Raw genomic sequence first — 21,881 nt, 5'->3', positions numbered from 1 at the left:
ACGAGATGGCCGACAGCCACGGGGACGACGGGCGACCGGAGGGCGACGAGAGCGCTCTCGTCGCCGCGGCGTTCGACGCCCTGCCGGCACAGGTCGCGGTGGTCGACGCCGAGGGCGTGATCCTGACGACCAACCGCGCGTGGCGGCAGTTCGGGCTGGACAACGACATGCAGGGCGGCTCCGACATGGTCGGCGAGAACTATCTCGCGGTCTGTGACGCCTCCGACGACGAGTCGGCGACCGAGGCGGCCGCGGGTATCCGGTCGGTGCTCGCGAGCGAGCGCGCGGAGTTCACGCTCGAGTACCCCTGTCACTCGCCGGACGAGCGGCGGTGGTTCCTGATGCGAGCGATCGACCTGTCGGAGTACGACGACCCCCACGCGCTGGTCATGCACGTCGACATCACCGACCGCAAGGAGGCCGAACTCCGCGTCAAGGCCAACAACGAGACGCTGTCGACGGTGGCGAGCGTCCTCAGCCACGACCTGCGGAACCCGCTGAACGTCGCGATGGGACGGACCGACCAGCTGGCCGAGGACCCCGGAGCCGACGCCGAGACGGTCGCCGACGGGGCGGCGTCGATACTGTCCTCGCTGGAGCGGATGAACGCCATCGTCGACGACGCGGTCGTCCTCGCGCGCGGGGCCGACACCGTCGAGACCGAACGCGTCCGGCTCGGTGCGGCCGCGCGCGAGGCCTGGTCGCACGTCGAGACGGGCGACGCGTCGCTGGCGGTGCGCGACGACGCGACGGTCGTCGCCGACGCCAGCCTCCTCGCGCAGTTGCTGGAGAACCTCTTCGGAAACTCGCTGGACCACGGCGGGGGCGGGGCGGTCACGGTCGGCGCGACGGCGGACGGTTTCTTCGTCGCCGACGACGGGCCGGGCGTCGCGGCCGCCGACCGCGAGCGGGTGTTCGACGCCGGCTACTCGACCCGGAACGCCGACGACAACACCGGGATGGGCCTGGCGATCGTCCGGAAGATCGCCGAGGCGCACGGCTGGACCGTCCGCCTGACCGACGCCCGGGCGCCCACCGACGGCGCGTCGCGGGGGGCGCGCTTCGAGTTCGCGGGCGTCGAGCTCGACCGGTAGGCGCAACGCACTTGCCGGTCGCTTCCGAACGCCCGGGTATGGCGTTCACGCTCTACCAGCTCGACGGGTGTCCGTACTGCGAGAAAGTCGCCGACCGGATGGACGAACTGGACCTGGACTACGAGACGGTCTGGGTCGACGCGCTCCACTCCCAGCGCAACGAGGTCAAGCGCGTCTCCGGCCAGCGCGGCGTTCCCGTCCTCGTCGACGACGACCGCGGCGTCACCATGGCCGAGTCGGCGAAGATCGTCGAGTACCTCGACGCCAGCTACGCCTGACCGCCCTCCTCACGTTCTGTCCCGGTAGACCAGCCACGCCCCCAGCGTCGCGAAGATCGTCGGGTAGGCGAACCCGTAGACGACGAGCAGGTATCGGTCCGGCAGGATCGTCACCTCGCCCGACAGCCCGCTGACCAGCACCGCCGTGAACAGCACCGACCCGACGAGCAGGACGACGAGGTAGCCGGCGGCGATGGCGAGGCCGAACCGCGCCACCTCGGCGAACGACTCGGTGGTCGTCTCCGCCCAGTAGCTGTCGGCGAACTCGTAACCGGCACCGACCAGCGCGACCGGCGCCAGCAGGTAGTAGATCACGACCGGTACGTCCGTCTCGCTCTGCCGAGCGATGAGATCGAGGTGGCCGATCTCGGCTACCTGTCCGCCCAGGATCCCGCCGACGTGGGATATCGGGGTAGTGTGGCCGGTTCCGAACGTGAACAGACCGCGCAGGAGCTGGCCTACCCCGGGGATCCCCACGATCGGTTCGGCGATCGGGACGAGTATCTGTGGTACCACACCCGTCGTCGCCGGGATGTTGTGGGCGTTGAAGACGACGATACCGAGCAGCGCGAACCGCCGCTGGAGCGAGCCGGAGCCGAAGCCGCCGATCGCGGCGACCGCGGCCGTCAGCACGAACACCGCGAGGAAGGCGCCGGGCGCTCGCGCCATCCCCGCCCGCCACGGGAACGCGACGAACGCCTCCTCCAGGACGATTTCGGTCCCGAGAACCGACACCGTCCGGTCGCCGGACCCTTCGCCCCCTGCCGACTCGTCCGCCTGGTCCGAAGTCACACCTGTCCAAGCGCTCAGCACTTCAAAAAGGCTTCCGCCCGTTTCGATCGAATTGATAGCCGACCACCGGTCGGCGGCTTCGCCGCTCGGACCCGACCGCGGGTGAGGGCTACTCCTCGCCGTCGAAGTCCAGCGCCGCCGAGTTGATGCAGTAGCGCTTGCCGGTCGGGTCGGGACCGTCGTCGAAGACGTGGCCGAGGTGGCCGCCGCAGGTCGCACAGACGACTTCGGTCCGGCGCATCCCGTGGCTGGTGTCCAGTTTCGTCTCGACGTTGCCGTCCTCGACGACATCGAAGAAGCTCGGCCAGCCGTGGCCGGCGTCGTACTGCTGGTCCGTCGAGAACAGCTCCGTCCCGCACCCGGCGCAGGTGAACTCGCCCTCGTCGTCCACGTCGAGGTACTCGCCGCTGAACTTCGGTTCGGTCCCCTGCTCGCGCAGGATCTTGTACTCCTCGTCGGTCAGTCGCTCGCGCCACTCCTCGTCGGAACTCGGCATGCTCTCGTCGTGCTCTGACATACCCTCGGGTAGCCGCTCCAGGCGTTTATAGATAGTGCGAGGCGAAGACCCAGGGCTTTAGCCGTGGGATGAAGCCGACAACAGGGCAACAATCCACGCTCGAATGCTCGGCCGGATATTCTACGCTAGTCATAGATTTTAATGTATTTCCACTCATAACTAGTTATGAATATAGTAGAGATGCTGGAGACGACCCGCACCTACGTCGCACGCATCACGAACCACAGTCAGGTTCGTGACGACCTCGACCGGTGTGGGTTCTCCGCATCTAAACTGTGGAACGTTGGCCGATACTACATCCAACAACGGTGGGACGAAACTGGTGAGATACCCGACGACACCGGGTTGAAATCGGAGCTGAAAGACCACGAACGCTACAGTGACCTGCATTCGCAGTCGAGTCAGCGAGTTCTCGAAGAACTTGCTGAAGCGTTCACCGGCTGGTACAACTCCGACGATGGCAACAACCCACCGGGCTACCGGAAACGTGGCGACGATCATCCGCGTTCTACCGTGACGTGGAAGCAGAAAGCCATCAAGCACGACGATAAGCACAATCACGTCCGTCTCTCGAAAGGCTGGAACCTGAAAGAGAGTCGGTCTGACTTCATCCTCGCGGAGTACGAAACGCGGCCCGACGTAGAAGTCGAGAACATCCAGCAGGTGCGTGCCATCTGGAACGGTGACGAGTGGGAACTCCACTTCGTCTGCAAGAAAGAGATTCCAGTCGAAGACGCACCCGGTAACAACACGGCTGGGATCGATCTCGGCATCAGCAACTACCTCGCTATCGACTACGAGGGCGTCCTCTCGGAGCTGTATCCAGGGAATACGCTCAAAGAAGACAAACACTACTTCACCCACGAGGAGTATCAGACTGACGGTGAGAACGGCCCGTCGAAGCGTGCGTTAACGGCGCGGCAGACACTCTCCCGACGCAAAGACCACTTCCTCCACACCCTCTCGAAACACATCGTGCAACGGTGTGTCGAAGAAGGTGTAGAGACGATAGCGGTCGGCGACCTCAGCGACATCCGAGAGGACGAGACCGGCGATCCTCAGAACTGGGGTGCGTCGGGGAACAAGAAACTCCACGGATGGGAGTTCGACCGCTTCATCCGTCAGCTCGAATACAAGGCCGAAGAACACGGTATCCTCGTCGACCGAGTGAACGAGGAAAACACCTCGAAAACGTGTTCGTGTTGCGGGCAGACTCGAGACGCAAATCGCGTGGAGCGGGGGTTGTACGTCTGTTCGTCGTGCGAGACAACGATGAACGCGGACGTGAATGGAGCAGTGAACATCCGCAGAAAGATAACTCAGAGTCCCCCAACTGGGGATATGAGTAACGGCTGTTTGGCCCAGCCCGGAGTCTACCTGTTCGACCGCGAGAGCGGACGGTTCACACCGAGAGAGCAGGCAGACTGCAAACCCTAATATCCCAACGTTCGGGAATCCCACGGCTTCAGCCGTGGGAGGAGGTCAAACCGACCGCTCGGGAACTCAGGCGCGTTCAGTACAGGTGGTGTAGGTATCACGCGAGCATCCGCGAGCGAAGCGAGCGGTTCACCGGACGCGAGGGAGCGAAGTCGTTCGAAAGAGCGCTTTGCGCTCTTTCGTGATGACGAGAGAGCTCCGCTCTCTCGGACCACGACCGAGCCGTCCGGCATTTTTCCCCACGTTTTTGCGGTAGCGAGGGACGAAGGTCCCTCGGACCATGCGAACAGCGTGGGAGCGAAGCTCCCACGGGCCGTGCGAGCGGGCCGAAGGCCCGCGAGCAGACGGCGCAAAGCGTCGTGCGCAGACGGAGGATGGGTCGCGGGCCGGTGGCCCGCGACCGCAAAACGTGGCGGCTTCGCCGCCACGCGCCCGCAGCGCGCCTTCGGCGCGCGAGGAGCTCTCCGCCGGAAAAAAGTGGGTTCGTAGATCGAACCGAACGCGACCGACTCCCCGTCACTCCGTGAGTTCGTCGACGGTCCCGCGGAGGGTCGCGGCCGCCTCGTCGGCGACGGCGTCGTTCCACCAGACGTCGAATCCCCTGATCTCGCTCGCGACGGACACCGCCCGGTAACACCGGTGGAGCGCGTCGGGCACGTCGGCGCCGAACCCCTCGTACAGCGCCGCGCGGAGACGACCGCCTCCGCCGGCGGGGCGTTCCCGGGCCAGGAGGTAGCCGCTCTTGACGAGCGCGAGTCGCAGGTCGCCGCGGGCGGCGCGTTCGAGGTCCAGCACGCCCACGACCTCGCCGTCGGCGACGTGGAGGTTCGCCGGTCGGTAGTCGTCGGGGACGACCGCGGGGGCGGGCCGTCGCGGGATCGCGTCGAGCGTCTCGTCGACGACGCTGCGGACGGGGTCGACGAGGTCGGCCATCCCGTCGCTCGGCTTCGCGAGGAGCATCTCGACGTACCAGTCGACGTACTCGCGCCAGGTGTCGGCCGAGCCGGCGAGCGGCGGCGTGGCCCCGGGCGCGTGTCGCAACCGACCGTAGCCGTCGATAGCGGCGACGCCGGGCACGGTCGAGAACTCGCGGAGGACCCGTCCCATCCGCCGCGCGAGCGGCGGCGACACGTCCGTCGGCGGGTCGCCGGGCACGGCCGTCGTGACGAAGTACGCCGGGCCCTCGGCGGGGTCGAGGATGGCGTCGACGACCTGCGGCACGGGCACGTCGGTGTCGGCGAGCAGGCGGGTCACCTCGACCTCGGCGGCCGTGATCTCCGGGCCGACGAACGTGTTGAACTTGACCACGTACTCGCCCGCGTCGGTCTCGACGCGATAGAGGGTGTTCGTCCCACCGTCGATGCGAGCGGTCGAGCGGACCCGCTCGTCGGGGACGGCGTCGGCGACCACGCGGCGAGCGTCGCGCTCCGTCGGGGACCCGTCGGGCATCAGCCGAACTGCGAGCCGGCGACGCAAAAACGGTGGGGCACCGCTCGAAGCGGCGCCGCTCCGTCGTCCCACCATCACTATGCCGGTCGCCCGCCAACTCCGGCTATGCGCATCGAGTACGACCGCGACACCTGCATCGGGATGTTCCAATGTGTCGCCGAGTGGGACGGTTTCGAACGCGACAGCGACGCCGGCAAGGCGGTCCTCGTCGACGGCGAGGAACGCGACGAGGACCTGTTCGTCCGCGAGGTCCCCGAGGACGCGGAACTCGACGCGAAGTTCGCCGCCCGCTCCTGTCCCGTCGACGCCATCGAAGTGTACGACGACGACGGCGAACGACTGATCCCGTAGGACGACCCGGTCGCGGTCACTCGACCGCTCCCCTCGCCCGTTCGAGCGCGTCCGGGGGGTCTCTCCCGTGCTGAACGGCGCGACCGCAGACCGTCGACGGCGGGGAACTCACAGTACGAGAGCCGGGTTCACTCTGCGGCACTCTCCCCCTCGTCGGGGGCGTTGGAGCGGGCGAACGTCGCGAGGTCGAGTCCCGTCTTGAGGACCACGAGGACGGCGAGCAGATATATCGGTGACCCGAGGACGAACGCGACCAGCCCGCCGACGATGACGGTCACGTGGACGACGGAAACGTTACCGAGCGCCTGGAAGTACTGCTCGCGCAGCGAAACGGTCAGGTGGTCCCGCCGGACCACGGCGTACACGACGAGCGACAGCGCGTGACTCGCGACCAGGCTCCAGACCGCCAGTGCGAAGTCGTCCGACGACCAGTCCGGGGACGGTAACAGCCTACCGAGAGCTGCCGGGAGCGACTCCCCGGCGACGACCAGCGCGGGTTCGTCGAGGTACAGCGGGAGGATGACCAGCACGAAGAGGCCGTGACCGACCCAGAACCCGCCGTAGTGTGCCGTCAGGACCGGCGCCGCGTCGCGGAATTCGGCCCAGTCGTCCGCGGCCAGGTACAGCTTCGGGACGGTCGCGACGCCGAGGACCCCGGTCTCGATCCAGTAGAGCGTGAACAGGTCCAGCGCCCGCCAGCCCCAGCGCACGGCGCCGACGAGCGGCACCAGGTTCGCGGCCACGAGGCCGAGCGCGGCGACGGGAGCGAACACGCGATCGCCCGGAGTCTGCATGCGTTGATATTACGGTTCGTCTGTCATATCAATTCGGGACTCCGTCGGGTCGACGCGGCCGGGGCCCGGACAGGTTGCGGGCAGGCGTCTGTTGTCAAGGCTGTTCGCGCCACTCCCAGGCGACGTCCTGCAGTTCGGGGGCGGTCCGGGCGTCTCCCGGACCGCTCCGTGGCGGGACCGTCCCCTCTGCCACCATCTCGCGGTCGGACGGGCGAAAGCGGAGGAGGTCGCCGTCCACCCCGGCAGTGACGAGTTCGGACCCCTCGGGGTTCCACGCGAGCCCGGGGTTGTCGGCGATGGTGTCCCACTGAGGGAGCCGAAACCGGTCTCTGGTACGACGAGAGACGTCCCAGACCGACAGCGACCGCGCACCGGCGGCGAGACGCTCCCCGTCCGGCGTCCACGCGAGCGCCTCGACGACCGTGCTGTCGCTGTCGAGCGTCGCGAGGTGCTCGTCGAGTCGGCCGTCGAACACCTGCACAGACTGAGAACCGCCGATCGCGAGCCTGTCGCCCGTCGGCGACCACGCCAGCGGGGCCGCCCCGGAGACGCTCGGGTCCGACCGTTCCAGCACCCGCTCGCCGGTCGACAGGTCCCAGAGGATGACCGACGGGACGTCGGTCACGTGGCTGGCGGTCGCGAGCAAAGTCGCCTGTGGGTGGAACGCCACCGCGGCGACGTCGGCACCGTCGTGGTCGAACGTCCATACCGGCTCCTCACCGTCGACGGGCCGGACCTGTACGGGGATACTCCAGCCACCGAAGGCGTAGTGCGTTCCGGCCGGATGCCACGCCACGGTGTACACTTCCTGGCCCGGCAGGTCGGTGTGGGCTCTCACGAGCGGGTCCGTGGCGTCGGCGTCCCAGAGTTTGACCGTCGCGTCCCAGCCCGCGGTCAGCAGACGGCCGCCGTCGGGGTGCCACGCGACCGCGTTCGTCGGTCCGCGCTCCGAGTGTGCATCGATCGCCCGCTCGCGCTGGAACGTCTCCGGGTCGTACAGCTCCACGCTCCCGTCGAACCGGGCCACCGCGACGCGACCCGCCCGGGCCGCCGGCTCCTCGTCGTCGGTCGTTCGCGACTGGTCGGAGTCGTCGGGACCTCTCGCCCGACTCCGGTCGCGACCGCCGGGTGCGTCGGCTCCGTCACCGGGTTCGGGCCCACGGAGCCGTTCGAACCGTCGCAGTCCGGAGAGCCACGGCTCCAGGAGTCGCTCGTCGCCGTCCACGGTCGCCTCCGAGAGCGGGACGCCGTCGAGCACGAACGTGCCGGCCAGCGCGACGCTGTCCAGGACGTCGCCGGTGAGGTCCGCCTCGGCCGCCTCTCTGGCCTCCCGGAGGTGGTCTGCCATCCGCAGGTCGGCGTCGCCCTCGTTGGCGGGTTCGGTCGCCGGCCCGTCGCGCTGTACGTATCCGATGGCGCTCCAGAGGACGGCGACGAGCGGGTAGTAGACCGGGTCGGCGAGGAGGTAGTGCAACAGCCTATCCGGGTCCGCGCCGCTCGGACCGAGTATCCGCCGTTCGACCGGTTCGATGGCTGCCAGCGCCTCCTCGGCGTCGGCTTCGTCGGCGTCGAACGCAGCCACGGCGTCCGCGACGGTCGCCATGTGGTCTCGTTCGTCGGTCGGAACGACGTCCAGGGGCTCGCGGTGTGGCACGAGCCAGCGATACCCCGGTGTCCGGCGCAGCACGGCGGTGACGAACACGAACTCCGCCGCGTCCGCGTCGAACGGGTCCGCGCTGGCCCGGCCCCAGATGACACGGTGGGGCCCGACCCGGCTGTAGCCGGCGGGCATGTCGACGCCCGTCCACTCCGGTGGCGTGACTCGCGTGGGGGCCGCCTCGGGGTCGCGGTCGTTCGCGGCGATGTCGGCGACCGCTTCGACGACGGCCCTCGCCTCGGCCGGGACCATCGCCCGGACGGTGTCCGCGGCGTAGTCCGCGAACACCGCCCCGCCAGCGGCGTCCGGGAGCGTGACCCCGACCGTCTCCGCGACGGACTCCAGCCGGGTGCCGGCACTGGCCTCGCCCAGCTGGACCTCCGCCCCGGCGAGGGTTCCCAGTCCGAACGCCCCGATGGCCCGCGGTGACATGAGCGGGCAAGTGGCGTTCGCGACGGCTTCGGCCGCGACGTCGGCCGGGTCCATCCCGTCGTCGGCCGCGAGTTCGTCGAGTCGCTGGGCGAGCGATGCGTCGACCGTGAGTTCGAGCGTCCGGTCCCCCGAAGGGCCGGACCACCGCCCACACATACCCATCCGGTCGGCTGGATGAAACTTAAATATTGATAGAAAGACACGTCTGGCCGGAAGGGACGAACCCACAGGTGACGGTTCCACGTCCGAAGCCGGGAACAGTCCCGGGTCGGGCCTGCGAGTGGAGTCCGACCGCGGTCCCCGCCTGCGCTCCACCGCTGGCTGGCCGCCGGTCCCCGGCGGACCCGACCTCACTCTGCGGGCGTTCGGTAACATGGAACGGGAGCCAACAATACGGGGAACTGTCTCCGTTAGCCCGTCGAATCGGGCCTAATCGCCCCGGTGATCTACCGGAACGGGGTATTGAAGACAAAACCTTTTCAATACGGTGGTCCATAGAATCACCCAATCCAAGTGATCACCCGTGCCGGAAATGGAAACAGCGCAGTTCGAGACCGACCTGAGTCTCTTCAAATACGACAACTTAGAACAGCTGCCGCCGGCCTATCGCGACTTAGCGGAGGCCGAACGCACGGAGCGCATCGAGAGCGCGCTCGCCGAACTCGGCGACGACGTGGTGATCCTCGGTCACAACTACCAGCGCCGGGAGATCGTCGAGCACGCCGACTTCGTCGGTGACTCCTACCAGCTGAGCAAGGAGGCCGCCGAGGCCGACGCCGAGTACGTGATCTTCGGTGGCGTCACCTTCATGGCCGAGTCGGCGGACATCATCACCGACGACGCTCAGAGCGTCATCCTCCCGAGCATGGAGGCCTCGTGTCCGATGGCCGGGATGGCCGAGGCGCTGCAGGTCGATGCCGCGTGGGCCGAAATCACGGGTGCGGCCCCCGACGAGGAGATCATCCCGATCACCTACATGAATAGCTACGCCGACCTGAAGGCCTTCTGCGCCGAGCAGGGCGGGCTCGTCTGCACCTCCTCGAACGCCCACAAGGCCTTCGAGTACGCCTTCGAGAAGGGCGACAAGGTCCTCTTTCTCCCCGACAAGCACCTCGGCGAGAACACGGCCTATCGGCTCGGCATGGAGGACGAGATCGCCGAGTGGGACCCGTGGGACCCCGAGGGCAAAGCGGCCGAGGAGGTCGTCCAGAACGACATCGTCCTCTGGGACGGCTACTGCCAGGTCCACGAGCGCTTCAGCGAGAGCCACATCGAGGACCTCCGCGAACGGCGTCCGGACGCGAACGTCGTCGTCCACCCCGAGTGTCGCCGCGAAGTGGTCGAAGCGGCGGACGTGGTCGGCTCCACGTCGACCATCTGCGAGACCGTCGAGAACGCCGATCCCGGCGACGCCTGGGCCATCGGCACGGAGATCCACCTCGCCAAGCACCTCGACCGGTGGCACCCAGAGGTGGAGGTGCTGCCGCTCTGTGGCGACGCCTGCATGGACTGCAACGCGATGCGCCAGATCGACCCCAACTACCTGACGTGGGTGCTGGAGGAACTGGTCGAGGGCCGCGAGCGCAACGTCATCGAGGTCGCTCCCGAGGAGAAGGAACTCGCGCAAGTCGCCCTCGACCGGATGCTGGAGATCTGAATATGAGCGGGACAGAGCTAGAGGACTACGACGACTACCGGACGACGGACGTGCTCGTGGTCGGATCGGGCATCGCCGGACTCGCGGCGGCGCTCGGCGCCGCTCGCGAGGGCGCGGACGTGACCGTCGCGACGAAGGCCACCCGACCGGAGGGGGCCTCCTCGTGGTGGGCCCAGGGCGGCATCGCCGTCTCCCGGGACGACCCCGACCAGTTCAAGGAAGACATCCTGGCCGCCAGCGCCGACACCGCGGATCCGGCGGCCGTCGACGTGCTCGTCGACGAGGCCAACGACGCCGTCTCGGACGTGCTCGTCGACACGCTCGGCGTCGAGTTCGACACGAACGGCGGAGCCGAGGCGGACGCTCCGGACGCCGACGGCGACGCGTTCGACTTCGGACGCGAGGCCGCTCACGACGAAGCCCGGATCCTCCACGTCGACGCCTCGACGGGCAAGGCGATCCACGTTCCGTTCCTGAACTATCTCGACGCACACGACGACGTGACCGTCCGCGACGACACCGCCGCGCTCGAACTCGTCTCCCACGAGGGCCGGGTCAACGGCGCGCTGCTGGAACGCGACGGCGAGGTCACGCCGACGTTCGCGGGGGCGACGATCCTCGCCACGGGCGGCATCGGCGACCTCTATCCGCGCTCGACCAACCCCGACGGCTCGACCGGCGACGGGATCGCGATGGCCGCGCTCGCCGGCGCCGACGTGGCGGACATGGAGTACGTGCAGTTCCACCCGACGGTGTATCCGGGCGGGGACGACCCCGACGACGGGCCGTTCCTCGTCAGCGAGGCCGTCCGCGGCGAGGGCGCCCGCCTGCTCGACGGCGAGGGCGAGCGGTTCATGCCCGACTACCACGAGGACGCCGAACTCGCGCCTCGGGACGTGGTGGCCCGCGCCGTCCAGACGGAGATCGACACCACCGGCGAGGTCCGCCTGGACGTGTCCCCCCTCGATTTCGCGGGGGAGTTTCCGGGTCTGGCCGAGAAGTGCGAGGCCCGCGGCGTCGACTGGGAATCGGGTATCCCCGTCGGTCCCGCCGAGCACTTCCTCTGTGGCGGCGTCGACGTGGACACCCGCGGTCGGGCCTCGCTGGATCGGCTGTACGCCGTCGGCGAGTGCTCCCGGACGGGCGTCCACGGCGCCAACCGGCTGGCGTCGACCTCGCTGCTGGAGGGGCTCGTCTGGGGGCTCCGCGCCGGCGAGGACGCGTCCGGCCTCGACCCCGAGGTCGTCGAGGCGCCCGAGTTGCTAGATCGGGACCCCGCCCTTCCGGACAACTTCGCCCGCGAGAAGTTCCACCGCCTGCGCCGCACGATGGACGAGTACGTCGGCCTCCGCCGGAGTCCCGACGACCTGGGTCGCGCCCAGGCGGTCCTCCGCCGACTCAAGGGAGAAGTCGACGCCTACGTCCGCACGCGCACGGCGCGGTCGCTGTACGAACTCCGCCACGCCTCCGTGACGGCGCTGCTCGTGACCCGCGCCGCCGCCGAGAACGGGGAGTCGGTGGGAACGCACAACCTCGTCGAGGAACCCGCGACCACGCGGGCAGACTGACGGAGCGTTCGACCCGACATGATCCCCGACTCCAAGATAGAAGGGTGGCTCCGCGAGGACGTGGGCCACCACGACGTGACGAATCAGGTCCCCGGCGAGACGACCGGCCGACTGGTCGCCAAGGAAAGCGGCGTCGTCGCCGGGATCGAGGCCGCCCGCGCCGTCTTCGAGTACCTCGGCGTGACCGTCGTCGGCAGCGCCGCGGCCGGCGACCGGATCGACGCCGGCGATGCCGTTCTGGAAGTCGACGGCTCGGCTCGCGACGTACTCCGGGGCGAGCGGGTGGCCGTCAACATCACCGGCCACGCCTCCGGGATCGCGACGAAGACGCGGCGAGCCGTCGAGGCCGCAGACGAGGGTGCCCCCGACGGCCACGAGGTCCGCGTCGCCGGCACCCGCAAGACCACGCCCGGCCTGCGTGGGATCGAGAAGCGAGCCGTGGTGGCCGGCGGCGGCGACACCCATCGCCTCGACCTGTCGCACATGGTGATGGTCAAGGACAACCACGTCGCCGAGATGGGCCTCGAACCGGCTGTCGAGCACTTCCGCGAACGGGCGTCGTTCGCGACGAAGATCGAGGTCGAGGTCGAGACCGTCGAGCAGGCGCCCCGCGCCGCCGAGGCCGGCGCCGACATCGTCCTGCTGGACAACATGGGCCCCGAGACCACCGCAGAGGCGGTCGAGCTGTTGCGAGCGGCCGCCGAAGACCTGGGTCGCGAGGTACTCGCGGAGGCCTCCGGCGGCATCACCGTCGAGACCGTCCCCGACTACGCCGCGACCGGCGTCGACGTGATCTCGATGGGGAGTCTGACCCACTCCGCGTCGACGCTCGACCTCTCCTTCCGGACCGGATGACCGCGCCCGGCCGATCGGCGGAGGGATCCGGCGCCGAAACGCGCCCGGCCGATCGGCTCGCGGTTCCCCGATGTCGACGCGAGTACTCGGGCACGGCCGTCAGAACGGGAGCCAGTCCCGTAGCGTCCGCTGTTCGTCGTCGGTCGGGTGCTCGTCGTCGCGCCCGTCGGCAGCTGTTCCCCCGCTCCCGTCGCCCGCGCTATCGTCCTCACCGACCGCTCCGCCAGCGTCCTCGCCGTCCGCCCGGTCACCGTCGGGACCGATGTCGGCGCCGTTCCCGGAGCCGCCGTCGCCAGCGTCGTCGGGTTCGTCGGGGTCGTCGACGGCCGCGACGACGTCGTCCGCGCGGTCGCGGGTCCGCCCCTCGAACTCCTCGCGGCGTCGGTCGACAGGGTCGCGGGCCGGTTCGAGCAGGTCGCGGGCGCCGTCGAGTCGGACGAGGCCGTGTAACGACTGAACGGCGTGGCCAGCGACGCCGGCGTCGCCGTCGCGCACCAGGGCCACCAGCGAGCCGACGGCCGGTTCGACCGCCCGGCGGTCGACGTCGCCGACGCCGGAGAGGACGGCCGTCTGGCTGACCGCCCCGGGCTCGTCCAGGCGCGAACAGGCGGTGGCGAGGACGGTCGCCGCCGCGTCGGGATCGGTCTCGGCGACGGCCTGGAGGGGGTTGCGCCGTGCGAGCCGACGACGCTCGCGGTCCTCGGCCTCGGTGGCCGCCGCGAGCGGCCCGACCCAGTCGGGGACCGAGTCCGGGTCGGCACGGTAGAACGACGCGAGCGCCTGCCCGACCGGCCGTCGGTCCGAGGGGCGGACCGGCGCGGTGAACCGATCGACGAGCGGGTCGACCGCCTCGGCCACTACGTCGAGGTCAGCGGCGGCGACGTTCCCGACGACGGTGATCGCGTCCCGGTCCGGGTCGTTGCGGACCCGTTCGACGAACGCGTCCGCGTGCGGGACGAACGCGGCGGGCCGCGCGTCCGACGCCCGCCGGACAGCTCGCCTGATCCACCCCTGCGCCGGCCGGTCGTCGACCCAGGCGTAGCCGACGAGCGCGTCGGCGTGGTCGGCGAGCGCCTCGGGCGAGCCGCGGGCGGCGTCGGCGAGCGCGCGCCCGCTCAGTCGCTCCAGCGCCTCGGATTCGCCGTCGAGGCACTCGACTAGTCTGCCGACGACCCGGGAGGCGAGGTCGTTATCGACGTAGTCCGGCCAGTAGCGCTCTCCGTCGCCCTCGACGTGGTGTTCCGACTCCGCCAGGACGGCGACCGCATTGAACCGTACGCGCTCCCCCTCGTCGAGGTGGTCGGCGGCCGCCGCGACGACCGCGGCCGGGTCGACCAGCGGCGTCTCGTCGGCCTCGCGGTACTCGAAGACACGGTGACCCACCGCAGTCAGCGCGTTCGCCCGTGTCGTCGGATTCTCGTCTTCGGTGCGGTCCAGGAGCGCGGGGGCGGCCTCGCGCCCCGCGACGTGATGTTCCCAGGCGACCGCGAAAAAGCGGGTCGCGTGTTCGCGGACCACCGGGTCGTCGGCGGTCAGCGCCGCCGCGACCGCCGACTCGGCGGCCGCCGCGTCCCGGCTCCAGCGCTTGGCGATCCACGAGAGATAGCGGACCGCCGCGGGGGACGGCGGGGACTCCCGCACCGCCGGGCGGAGGTCCTCGACCAGCGACTCGACGGGCCCGCGGCCTCCGAGCGCGGTCGTGAGCGCGCCCGCGACGTACGGTCGCGCCGCGGGGTCGTCGAGCGCGTCGACGAACTCGACGCCGCGCTCGCGGACCGGACCCGGTGCGACGCCCGCTACCTCGTAGAGCGTCCGTGCGGCGGCTCGCCGGTGGTCCTCGTCTTCGGCGTCGAGGTCCGCGACCGTCGCCTCCAGCGCGTCGGCGAATCCGTCCGTCGGCGCTTCGCCCCCGCCGACGGCTTCGACGAGTTCCGCCGCGTCCTCGCGGTCGGCCGGCGCGCCGAACCGACGGGCGAACGCGACCAGCGGGTCGGTCATCGCCCCCGTCGCCCCGTCATCGTGCGGCACCCACGAAGCCGTGCTCGCGCTGGACGTAGCCGACCGCGTCGCGGCCGACGTACCCCTCGGCGCCGGCCATCGCGTCGACGGGCACGTAGGCCCCGTCGACGAACTCGTAGAGCGTTCCGCTCCCGGCCATCGCCGTGTCGTTGGCATCGATCACCAGCACGCGCTCCGCCGCGACGCCCAGGTCGGTCAGGGCCTCGGCGTCGACTCGCTCCCGGGCCTTCCAGACCAGCGTCCCGTCCCGCCGCTCCGTCTCCGGGTCGTCGAGCGCCGCCCGGAGCTGCCGCTCGACCGCGTCGAGCGGTCGCTTCCCGGGGTCGAACGTGACTCGGATCCAAGATGACATCGGCCGAGAATCACGCGGCGTCGACTTAAACGTCGCCCGACCGGCGTGAAAGTGATCGGTGGACCGCTCACCACCGTCTCGCCGACTCGTGCTCGCTTCCCCACCGTTTATCCTCTATCGACACGACCGCGCACACATGTCAGACGCGACGATGGACGAGGTCCCGATATCGCCCGGACTGGTCGGCGGCGCCGCCGGCGTCGTCACCTTCGGGGTGCTCGCGTCCGTGACCGCCCTCCTGTTCGACCGGATCGCCGTGGGCGTCCTCGTCGGCGCGCTCTCGGGCGTCGGCATCTTCTACACGGTGCCCTACACCATCCGCCGGGCCGACGAGGGCTACGTCCGCGACGCCCACCAGAACCTCGCGCGGAGCTTCCACCCCGGCGCCGCGGGCTACGCGCTGTCTGGAGCCGGCGTCGTCGTATTGGCGCTGCTGTTCGTCTTCGAGAGCCCCCTCCTGCCGGTCGCGGCCGCGCTCGCGCTGGCGATGGCGGAGTACGTCGTCCTCTCGCGAGTCCTCCCGCGGGCCGGCGAGTCGTCCGTCGAGGACGGCGAGGACGCTTGGTCGAGCGACGAGTGGGACGACTGAGCGGCGGCGACCGCTCCCGGGGCGCCCTCACTCGTCGAGCCGGCGGGCGAGCATCACCTCGTCGACGAGTTCGCCGTCGATATCGTAGTGGTCCTCGCGGACGGCCTCGATCCGCCAGCCGTTGCGTTCGAGGAAGTCGATGGCGGCGCCGTTCGTCGCGGGGAGGCTGTTGTACACCTTCCGACAGCCCCGCGAGGCGGCCCACTCGACGCCGCGCCGGAGGAGGTGGCTGCCGATGCCGTGGCGGCGATAGCCCGCCAGGACGCCGACGGTACACTCGGCGGTGCCGCGGAGTTTGGCCTGCTCCTGGCCGCGGACGTGACACCAGCCGACGACCTCCTCGGCGACGGTCGCGACGAAGACGACGCGACACTCCGTCGGCGTGCGCCGCGCGAGCGTCTCCTCGTAGGCGATCTCCTCGGCGACAGTCTCGGCGGTGATGTACCGCCCGCCCTCGGTGACCTCGCGGATGACGCCGACGACGCCCGAGAAGTCCGCCGGCCGCGCGGGGCGGACCGTGTAGGCGACCCCCGCCTCCTCGAACTCCTCGGCCTCGCCGGACTGGAGGCGGGCCTGTAGTCGCCCGTCGGCGTCGACCTCGACGAGGTCGTCGCGCTTGAGGATCGAGAGGTGGTGCTGGAAGGACTCGGGGTCGACGCCGACGGTCTCGGCGACCGCGCTGGGCTCGACCGGGCCGTGGCGCTCGACGAACCGGTAGACGCGCTTGCGGCCCCCCGAGAGGTCGATCTCGTCCGGAACCGACATCATCCCGAACTAGTCGACCCAGCATCAAGTAGGTGGGGGACGGCGCGCCAGCCGCCCGACGACCCCGCCGCGATCCCGTGTCACTCCTCGGCAGGGACCTCGTCCTCGACCACGGTCGACAGCGGCGTCGCCGCCTCCCACGCGCGGTCGAACACCTCGACCAGCCGCCCGGCCATCGACTCGTCGCGGACGTGGATCACGCCGAGGCGCTCGCCGCGCTCGGTCGGGTGCGGGACGTGGAAGGTCACCTCGTTGCCGTCGACCGCGTCGAAGGTCGTCTCCAGGTCGGTCGTGACGCGCACGGAGACGTTCGCGGGCGCGTCGGCCACCCGCTCGACGGCCTCGGGCGGCGCCGCGTCGAGCATCGCCGCGTGGCCGAGCATCCGCACGTCGACCACGGGGTCGACCGTCTCGTAGAACGGGTCGATTTCGGGTTCGTAGCGCTCCCACGGCGCCGCGGCGTAGGGGTAGCTCATCGCCGACCGGACCGTCTCGCCCGCCGACGCGAAGAGGTCCCGCTCCAGCGAGACGGCGGCGTCGCTGCCCAGCGGTGCCGTCCAGAAGCGGCTCTCGGCCGGTTTGGTCGCAGCCAGTTCCGGCCCGACCTCGTCGGCGATCTCCTCGTAACGGGCCTCGCGGGCGTCCAGCTCCCGCCGGCGCTCGGCGAGCAGGCGGTCGACCGCCGTCTCGGGGTCGACCGCGGCGTAGCGCGTCGGCTCGGTCGACTGGCTGCGGACCACGTCGCGGGCGTCGAGGCCGTTCAACACGTCGTAGATCCGGCCCATCGGGACGCCGCTGGCCTCGGAGACCTCCTGGGCGGTCGCCGACCCGAGCGACAGCAGGCTCCGGTAGACCTTCTCCTCGTAGCTCGACAGCCCCAGCTCCCCCAGGTCCGACATACCCGGCGGTGGGCGCCCGTGCGCCTAAAGTACTCGGGAACGGACAGGAAGTGGCGGCGGGTTCGACAACCGCTTTGCCGGTCGCGCGGGTCGCCTCGCCCATGCGACCGTACCTGACGCTCGCGCTCGCCATCGCCGCGGAGGTGACCGGGACGACCGCGCTGAAGGCCAGCGAGGGGTTCTCGAACCCGCTCCCGACCGCCGTCGTCGTCGCCGGCTACGTCGGATCCTTCTACCTGCTCGGGCTGACGCTCGAAGAACTGCCCGTCGGACTGGTCTACGCGACGTGGGCCGGCGTCGGCATCGTGGCGACGGCGCTGGTCGGCGTGGTCGTCTTCGAAGAAAATCTCGACGCGGCCGGAGTCGTCGGGATGGCCCTCGTCGTCGCCGGCGTCGCCGTGTTGAACGCGCTCTCGGACGCCTACGCTCCAGCGCACTGACCGGGCGCGGGGTGCGGGCGCGGCGGGGTCGACCGGAGCGCTCCGCGCGGACGGATGGGGTCGGCGTCCCGTCCTTACTTCATGTCCTGCAGGCGGTCGACGAGCTCGTCGGCCTCGTCGGCGCCCTCGACGGAGACTTCCCCTTCGTGGTCGTGTTCGTGGACGTTGACGGCGTCGTCCTCGTCGTAGTCGGCGTCCCCGCTCTGGTTCTCCTGTTCGGATTCGTCGTAGCTCCCGAAGCCCATTGTAGCGCCACCTAGTGGAATCGGAGTGAAAAACCGTGCGGTCGCGAGCGCCAGTGAGGCGTGCCAGCGGCCCCCACGAGGGGGTCGTTCGACCCGACGTTCGCCGGCCGCCGTCGAACGCGTTTTCCCGTCGAGCGACCAACCGGCGTCCGATGACCGACGTTCTCGCCTGCGACGACCACGGCTACTTCGAGGGCGACGCCTGCCCCGTCTGCGACGGTGCTGGCCGCGCGGTCCTCGACGGCGAGCGCCGCCGTCGGCTCTCGAAGTTCCTGTCGGGGGCGCTGCGGCACTTCCCCGACGACGCCGGCCTGGCGCTCGACGACGCGGGCTGGACCGCCGTCGGCGACCTGGTCGCCGCCGCCGAACGACAGTACGACTGGGCCGACCGCGAGGCCGTCGCCGCCGTCGTCGCGACCGACCCGAACGGCCGATTCGAACGCACCGGCGGGTCCCGAGCGGGCGGCAGTCCACGCGTTGAGGAGGCGGACGACCGCGTCCGCGCGGCCTACGGCCACTCGGTCGACGTGGATCTGGAATCGGGAGACGGCCCGGTCCCGGACACCCTCTATCACGGTACCGCGCCCGGGAACGCCGACGCGATCCGTGAGGAGGGACTCCGGCCGATGTCGCGCCAGCTGGTCCACCTCTCCGGGACGATCGCGGAAGCCCGGCGCGTCGGCGCTCGCCACGCCGCCGAGCCGGTCGTGTTCGAAGTCGACGCCGCCCGGATGACCGCCGAGAGCCGCGAGATCACCCGTCGCGGCCGGGCGACCTACACCACGGAGCGCGTCCCGCCCGAGTACCTCTCGGTCCTCGACGCCGAGTGAGTCGGGGCCGCCGCGTCGTCGTCCCGCGGCCGCTCGCATCTGTCGGCGACGACGACGGCCGCGTCGGCGTCGGCGAACGCCGGCGCGAGCGCCCGCCCGATGCCGGAACCCCCGCCGGTGACCAGGACCGTCCCGCCCGCGAAGTCGAAGTCGGTCGTTCCCATGACTCGCCGTTCCGCCCCGACCGACATGGGTATGTCCGTCCGGCTGGCGCCGGTACAGTGTCACGTCACAGCGATCCACTACTGTTGGACGGGCCGATCGCGGGTAGAACGGCGCGACACTACCGTTCGGGGCGAACCTGCGGTGCGTTTCGGCGGCCAATATATTCCAACCATGTTGGAATCATCCCCTCGCGTTCCGTGGAGGGGAACCCCGGTCCGACCCCTCGAAGCGGGATCGTGCGCCCGTCACAGAAGGTCAGCGCGTCTCGCTATCGGTTCCGCTCGAACCGACGCGGACCCCGTCGCCGGGAACCAGCAACACTGTCCTGATCGACGCGGCGGTCCGGCTCCCCCATGCCGTATGTTCTTCATTGTTAAACAGAATCGACGGCGATATCTTGATATAAGTACTCGGCTTCGAGGCGTCGATAGCGCGTTTCCGGCGTATTCTGGCCCGTTCGGATTTAGCGAGCCGGAATCTGTTACGATAACGTGGACAACCATTATATACGAGTCGCTGGACCTGTGTGGTATGCCACGTGATCCCAATGGCAGTGGTTCGGACCTGTCACGTCGACAGTACGCACAGATCCTCGCGGGCCTGAGTGCGGCGGGCCTGGCGGGGTGTCCCAGCGGCAGCGGCGGCGGCGACACGCCGACCGACGGTGGCGGTGGCGGCGAGGACACGCAGACCGACGCGGGGGGAGACGGCGGTGACACGCCGACGGAGTCGGACGACGGCGGGAGCGAGACCGCCACGGCGAGCCAGGCGGTGACCGACACCGTCCGGGTGGCGGTCAACAACTCGCCGGACGTGTTCAACTGGAACCCCTGGACGCCTCAGGACAACACCTACGGCGACAACTGGATGTCGGAGCTGAACGGGCTCAACAACGTCCACACGAAGACCAACGCCTACAGCGGGACGACGGTGCCGACCCCGCACAAGCCCGACCACGAGGAGGTCGAGCTGATGACGTGGATCGAGGAGTGGACGGTCAACGAGCCCTACGACTGGCGCCACCACCTCGACGACCGGGCGTCGTTCTGGAACGGCGACCCCTACGACGCGCCGACGCTGGTCCAGCACAACCACACCGCCTGGTTCTTCAACGGCAACAAGTACACCGAGGGCGCGACGTTCAACGAGGAGGCCGAGGACCAGTGGACCCGCCACGGCTGGTTCGACAAGGGGACGGTCCCCGAACAGGATCCCAACCCCGTCGCCAAGCCGATCATCGAAGCCCAGGCGAAGGGCCTGCTGTTCAATCCGCCGCTGCACACCGACTTCACGGACCCGTACCACGAGCAGTTTCAGGACGCCTCCTCGGCGGAGGAGGTCTCGTCGGTCAGCGACGAACTGGCGAGCGACCGCGTCTCGCTGCAGCGCATCGCCGTGGAGGAGGGCGAGGGCTGGGGGTCGGGGATGTACGTCCTCCGGAACATGGACGACGTGGGCTCGGAGTCGATGGTCCTCCGCAAGGACGACGACCACCCCAACGCCGGCCACACGAACGTCGAGAACGTCGAGATCTTCTGGGCGGACGCGAGCCGGCGCCAGACGCTCGCGTCGAACGGCTCGATCGACTTCAACGGCGGCGCCGTCACGCCCAGTTCGGACTTCAACCGCGAGATGCTCCCCGACCACATGCAGGAGCTGACGCGGTGGCTCAACGCCACGCTGGGCACCCAGTGGCTGATGAACTGGCACAACCCGCATCTCCAGCGGTTGTGGGTACGCCGGGCCCTGGTCGAGGCGGTCGACTGGAACGCCGTCGTCGCCAACGGCTGGGGCGAGGAGACCGGCCAGACCACCTCCTACGACACGTTCCTGATGGACTCGGAGAACGAGTCCACCTTCTCCGAGGAGTTCCTGGACAGCCTCCACACCTACTCGCGCGACCAGAACCTCGAGAACGCGAACCAGTACATGCGGAACGCGGGCTACAGCAAGCAGGGCGGCCAGTGGGTCGACCCCAACGGCAACCAGGCGACGATCGACCTCACGGCCCAGTCGGGCAACAGCAGCTACGTCCAGGCCGCCCAGACGATCCGGGCGAACCTCGCCAACTGGGGCTTCGGCGTCAACTTCTCGACGCCCGGTTTCTCGACGTGGTCGGACAGCCTCAACCCGGAAGGCAGCGGGCTGAACTACGACACGTCGCTGTTCTGGTCGGACACCGCGACCATCTTCGGCAAGTACAACGACCGCGGCGCCTGGTGGGGCGAGGCCCTGCTGGGCGGCAGTCCCACCGCCGGCAGCGTCTTCCGGCTCACCGAGGAGGACGACCGCGACACCCAGAACAAGCCCGTCCACGTCCAGCTGCCCGAGGAGGTCGGCTCCATCGAGGCGCCGGACGAGGCCGGCATCAACCCGGACCTGGAGAACGGCCGCGAGGTCGACATGTTCGAGGTCGTCCAGGCGATCCGCGAGCCCGGCGCGTCCCAGGAGGAGGTCCTGGAGCTGTACCGCACCTGCGCGCAGTACTACAACTACTACCTCCCCGACTTCGTGTTCGCCCAGTCGCTGTCCGGGACCTGGGGCAACGTCCGGGACCTCGAGTGGCCGGGCGACGGCGCCCGCGCCCTCGACTACGCGCGCAACGTCAACATGCCGATCGGCACCACGCTGACCGGCCTCACGCAGGCCAGCACCGACACCGACTACGAACCGCCGGAGTGACCGTCCGCGAGCGT

Annotated in this window: 22 protein-coding genes; 11 read left to right on the top strand and 11 right to left on the bottom strand. The window is 69.7% G+C overall.

What is annotated here, in order from left to right; translation table 11 throughout:
• Positions 1-5 precede the first annotated feature (5 nt).
• On the top strand, positions 6-1,094 hold the full coding sequence (locus HZS54_RS01270) for a PAS domain-containing sensor histidine kinase (RefSeq protein ID WP_179920168.1): 1,089 nt from the start codon (positions 6-8) through the stop codon (positions 1,092-1,094).
• Positions 1,095-1,132: 38 nt separating this feature from the next.
• Positions 1,133-1,372: a glutaredoxin family protein gene (locus tag HZS54_RS01265; RefSeq protein ID WP_006882353.1), complete on the top strand. Its 240-nt coding sequence runs from the start codon at positions 1,133-1,135 to the stop codon at positions 1,370-1,372.
• 9 nt (positions 1,373-1,381) lie between these two features.
• Here the strand turns inward: HZS54_RS01265 and HZS54_RS01260 are convergent, their stop codons facing one another.
• Both HZS54_RS01260 and msrB read right to left on the bottom strand, forming a co-directional pair.
• The gene (locus tag HZS54_RS01260; RefSeq protein ID WP_179920167.1) at positions 1,382-2,164 is read right to left on the bottom strand and encodes a DUF7978 family protein; all 783 of its coding nucleotides are present in this window, start codon (positions 2,162-2,164) and stop codon (positions 1,382-1,384) included.
• A 109-nt stretch (positions 2,165-2,273) separates the two neighbouring features.
• Positions 2,274-2,681 (bottom strand): peptide-methionine (R)-S-oxide reductase MsrB, encoded by a 408-nt coding sequence (gene msrB / locus HZS54_RS01255; protein ID WP_179920166.1) that lies wholly within the window; start codon positions 2,679-2,681, stop codon positions 2,274-2,276.
• A 180-nt stretch (positions 2,682-2,861) separates the two neighbouring features.
• Between msrB and HZS54_RS01250 the strand changes: the two genes are divergently transcribed.
• Positions 2,862-4,118 carry an RNA-guided endonuclease InsQ/TnpB family protein gene (locus HZS54_RS01250; RefSeq protein WP_179920165.1) on the top strand — a complete coding sequence of 419 codons (1,257 nt, stop codon included), beginning with the start codon at positions 2,862-2,864 and terminating at the stop codon, positions 4,116-4,118.
• A 516-nt stretch (positions 4,119-4,634) separates the two neighbouring features.
• Here the strand turns inward: HZS54_RS01250 and HZS54_RS01245 are convergent.
• Entirely contained in the window at positions 4,635-5,567 is a 933-nt protein-coding gene (locus HZS54_RS01245; protein ID WP_179920164.1) for a phosphotransferase family protein, read from the bottom strand.
• 105 nt (positions 5,568-5,672) lie between these two features.
• Here HZS54_RS01245 and HZS54_RS01240 point away from each other — a divergent pair, with 105 nt between their 5' ends.
• Positions 5,673-5,918, top strand: a complete 246-nt coding sequence (locus tag HZS54_RS01240) for a ferredoxin (RefSeq protein ID WP_179920163.1) — start codon at positions 5,673-5,675, stop codon at positions 5,916-5,918.
• Between the two features lie 128 nt (positions 5,919-6,046).
• Here the strand turns inward: HZS54_RS01240 and HZS54_RS01235 are convergent, their stop codons facing one another.
• Positions 6,047-6,712: a DUF6498-containing protein gene (locus HZS54_RS01235; RefSeq protein WP_179920162.1), complete on the bottom strand. Its 666-nt coding sequence runs from the start codon at positions 6,710-6,712 to the stop codon at positions 6,047-6,049.
• Positions 6,713-6,806: 94 nt separating this feature from the next.
• Complete coding sequence (locus HZS54_RS01230) at positions 6,807-8,957, bottom strand: WD40 repeat domain-containing protein (RefSeq protein WP_179920161.1); 2,151 nt, start codon at positions 8,955-8,957, stop codon at positions 6,807-6,809.
• 367 nt (positions 8,958-9,324) lie between these two features.
• Between HZS54_RS01230 and nadA the strand changes: the two genes are divergently transcribed.
• From nadA to nadC, 3 genes are read left to right on the top strand one after another with little or no spacing between them, the layout of a single operon-like run.
• Entirely contained in the window at positions 9,325-10,458 is a 1,134-nt protein-coding gene (nadA, locus tag HZS54_RS01225) for a quinolinate synthase NadA (protein WP_179920160.1), read from the top strand.
• A 2-nt stretch (positions 10,459-10,460) separates the two neighbouring features.
• The gene (locus tag HZS54_RS01220) at positions 10,461-12,026 is read left to right on the top strand and encodes an L-aspartate oxidase (protein ID WP_179920159.1); all 1,566 of its coding nucleotides are present in this window, start codon (positions 10,461-10,463) and stop codon (positions 12,024-12,026) included.
• 18 nt (positions 12,027-12,044) lie between these two features.
• Positions 12,045-12,881: a carboxylating nicotinate-nucleotide diphosphorylase gene (gene nadC / locus HZS54_RS01215; RefSeq protein WP_179920158.1), complete on the top strand. Its 837-nt coding sequence runs from the start codon at positions 12,045-12,047 to the stop codon at positions 12,879-12,881.
• A 99-nt stretch (positions 12,882-12,980) separates the two neighbouring features.
• On the opposite strand, the gene HZS54_RS01210 is transcribed toward nadC, so the two are convergent.
• Both HZS54_RS01210 and HZS54_RS01205 read right to left on the bottom strand, forming a co-directional pair.
• Positions 12,981-14,879, bottom strand: a complete 1,899-nt coding sequence (locus HZS54_RS01210; protein ID WP_179920157.1) for a hypothetical protein — start codon at positions 14,877-14,879, stop codon at positions 12,981-12,983.
• A gap of 16 nt (positions 14,880-14,895) precedes the next feature.
• On the bottom strand, positions 14,896-15,252 hold the full coding sequence (locus HZS54_RS01205; RefSeq protein WP_179920156.1) for a hypothetical protein: 357 nt from the start codon (positions 15,250-15,252) through the stop codon (positions 14,896-14,898).
• Between the two features lie 136 nt (positions 15,253-15,388).
• Here HZS54_RS01205 and HZS54_RS01200 point away from each other — a divergent pair, with 136 nt between their 5' ends.
• Complete coding sequence (locus tag HZS54_RS01200; RefSeq protein ID WP_179920155.1) at positions 15,389-15,841, top strand: hypothetical protein; 453 nt, start codon at positions 15,389-15,391, stop codon at positions 15,839-15,841.
• Positions 15,842-15,868: 27 nt separating this feature from the next.
• Here the strand turns inward: HZS54_RS01200 and HZS54_RS01195 are convergent, their stop codons facing one another.
• Positions 15,869-16,606 (bottom strand): GNAT family N-acetyltransferase, encoded by a 738-nt coding sequence (locus HZS54_RS01195; protein ID WP_179920154.1) that lies wholly within the window; start codon positions 16,604-16,606, stop codon positions 15,869-15,871.
• Positions 16,607-16,686: 80 nt separating this feature from the next.
• Positions 16,687-17,505 (bottom strand): TrmB family transcriptional regulator, encoded by an 819-nt coding sequence (locus HZS54_RS01190; RefSeq protein WP_179920153.1) that lies wholly within the window; start codon positions 17,503-17,505, stop codon positions 16,687-16,689.
• A 101-nt stretch (positions 17,506-17,606) separates the two neighbouring features.
• Here HZS54_RS01190 and HZS54_RS01185 point away from each other — a divergent pair, with 101 nt between their 5' ends.
• On the top strand, positions 17,607-17,945 hold the full coding sequence (locus HZS54_RS01185; RefSeq protein WP_179920152.1) for a DMT family transporter: 339 nt from the start codon (positions 17,607-17,609) through the stop codon (positions 17,943-17,945).
• Between the two features lie 74 nt (positions 17,946-18,019).
• Here HZS54_RS01185 and HZS54_RS01180 read toward each other — a convergent pair whose 3' ends face one another.
• Complete coding sequence (locus HZS54_RS01180) at positions 18,020-18,190, bottom strand: DUF5786 family protein (RefSeq protein WP_006883006.1); 171 nt, start codon at positions 18,188-18,190, stop codon at positions 18,020-18,022.
• Between the two features lie 152 nt (positions 18,191-18,342).
• Between HZS54_RS01180 and HZS54_RS01175 the strand changes: the two genes are divergently transcribed.
• Positions 18,343-19,020, top strand: coding sequence for an RNA 2'-phosphotransferase (locus HZS54_RS01175; RefSeq protein ID WP_179920151.1), 678 nt, complete (start codon positions 18,343-18,345; stop codon positions 19,018-19,020).
• On the opposite strand, the gene HZS54_RS01170 is transcribed toward HZS54_RS01175, so the two are convergent.
• Positions 18,966-19,184, bottom strand: a complete 219-nt coding sequence (locus HZS54_RS01170; RefSeq protein WP_179920150.1) for an SDR family NAD(P)-dependent oxidoreductase — start codon at positions 19,182-19,184, stop codon at positions 18,966-18,968. The two genes, HZS54_RS01175 and HZS54_RS01170, sit on opposite strands and share 55 nt — an antisense overlap.
• 532 nt (positions 19,185-19,716) lie before the next feature.
• On the opposite strand from HZS54_RS01170, the gene HZS54_RS01165 reads away from it, so the two are divergent.
• A complete protein-coding gene (locus HZS54_RS01165; protein WP_179920149.1) occupies positions 19,717-21,867 on the top strand; it encodes a periplasmic substrate-binding domain-containing protein in 2,151 nt (716 codons plus the stop codon).
• Positions 21,868-21,881 lie beyond the last annotated feature (14 nt).

Origin of the sequence: Halosimplex pelagicum (genome assembly GCF_013415905.1) — an archaeon.
In the GTDB taxonomy this organism is placed as follows: Archaea; Halobacteriota; Halobacteria; order Halobacteriales; family Haloarculaceae; genus Halosimplex; species Halosimplex pelagicum.
This window is presented reverse-complemented; position numbering and strand designations above follow the sequence as displayed.

What these genes read in the sequence shown, in the direction of transcription:
- HZS54_RS01195 (WP_179920154.1), bottom strand. Translation starts at nt 16,606, where the DNA reads ATGTCGGTTCCGGACGAGATCGACCTCTCGGGGGGCCGCAAGCGCGTC.
- nadC (WP_179920158.1), top strand. Translation starts at nt 12,045, where the DNA reads ATGATCCCCGACTCCAAGATAGAAGGGTGGCTCCGCGAGGACGTGGGC.
- HZS54_RS01185 (WP_179920152.1), top strand. Translation starts at nt 17,607, where the DNA reads ATGCGACCGTACCTGACGCTCGCGCTCGCCATCGCCGCGGAGGTGACC.
- HZS54_RS01165 (WP_179920149.1), top strand. Translation starts at nt 19,717, where the DNA reads ATGCCACGTGATCCCAATGGCAGTGGTTCGGACCTGTCACGTCGACAG.
- HZS54_RS01220 (WP_179920159.1), top strand. Translation starts at nt 10,461, where the DNA reads ATGAGCGGGACAGAGCTAGAGGACTACGACGACTACCGGACGACGGAC.
- HZS54_RS01245 (WP_179920164.1), bottom strand. Translation starts at nt 5,567, where the DNA reads ATGCCCGACGGGTCCCCGACGGAGCGCGACGCTCGCCGCGTGGTCGCC.
- HZS54_RS01265 (WP_006882353.1), top strand. Translation starts at nt 1,133, where the DNA reads ATGGCGTTCACGCTCTACCAGCTCGACGGGTGTCCGTACTGCGAGAAA.
- msrB (WP_179920166.1), bottom strand. Translation starts at nt 2,681, where the DNA reads ATGTCAGAGCACGACGAGAGCATGCCGAGTTCCGACGAGGAGTGGCGC.
- HZS54_RS01210 (WP_179920157.1), bottom strand. Translation starts at nt 14,879, where the DNA reads ATGACCGACCCGCTGGTCGCGTTCGCCCGTCGGTTCGGCGCGCCGGCC.
- HZS54_RS01230 (WP_179920161.1), bottom strand. Translation starts at nt 8,957, where the DNA reads ATGTGTGGGCGGTGGTCCGGCCCTTCGGGGGACCGGACGCTCGAACTC.
- HZS54_RS01175 (WP_179920151.1), top strand. Translation starts at nt 18,343, where the DNA reads ATGACCGACGTTCTCGCCTGCGACGACCACGGCTACTTCGAGGGCGAC.
- HZS54_RS01180 (WP_006883006.1), bottom strand. Translation starts at nt 18,190, where the DNA reads ATGGGCTTCGGGAGCTACGACGAATCCGAACAGGAGAACCAGAGCGGG.
- HZS54_RS01190 (WP_179920153.1), bottom strand. Translation starts at nt 17,505, where the DNA reads ATGTCGGACCTGGGGGAGCTGGGGCTGTCGAGCTACGAGGAGAAGGTC.
- HZS54_RS01170 (WP_179920150.1), bottom strand. Translation starts at nt 19,184, where the DNA reads ATGGGAACGACCGACTTCGACTTCGCGGGCGGGACGGTCCTGGTCACC.
- HZS54_RS01240 (WP_179920163.1), top strand. Translation starts at nt 5,673, where the DNA reads ATGCGCATCGAGTACGACCGCGACACCTGCATCGGGATGTTCCAATGT.
- HZS54_RS01200 (WP_179920155.1), top strand. Translation starts at nt 15,389, where the DNA reads ATGTCAGACGCGACGATGGACGAGGTCCCGATATCGCCCGGACTGGTC.
- HZS54_RS01270 (WP_179920168.1), top strand. Translation starts at nt 6, where the DNA reads ATGGCCGACAGCCACGGGGACGACGGGCGACCGGAGGGCGACGAGAGC.
- HZS54_RS01250 (WP_179920165.1), top strand. Translation starts at nt 2,862, where the DNA reads ATGCTGGAGACGACCCGCACCTACGTCGCACGCATCACGAACCACAGT.
- HZS54_RS01235 (WP_179920162.1), bottom strand. Translation starts at nt 6,712, where the DNA reads ATGCAGACTCCGGGCGATCGCGTGTTCGCTCCCGTCGCCGCGCTCGGC.
- HZS54_RS01205 (WP_179920156.1), bottom strand. Translation starts at nt 15,252, where the DNA reads ATGTCATCTTGGATCCGAGTCACGTTCGACCCCGGGAAGCGACCGCTC.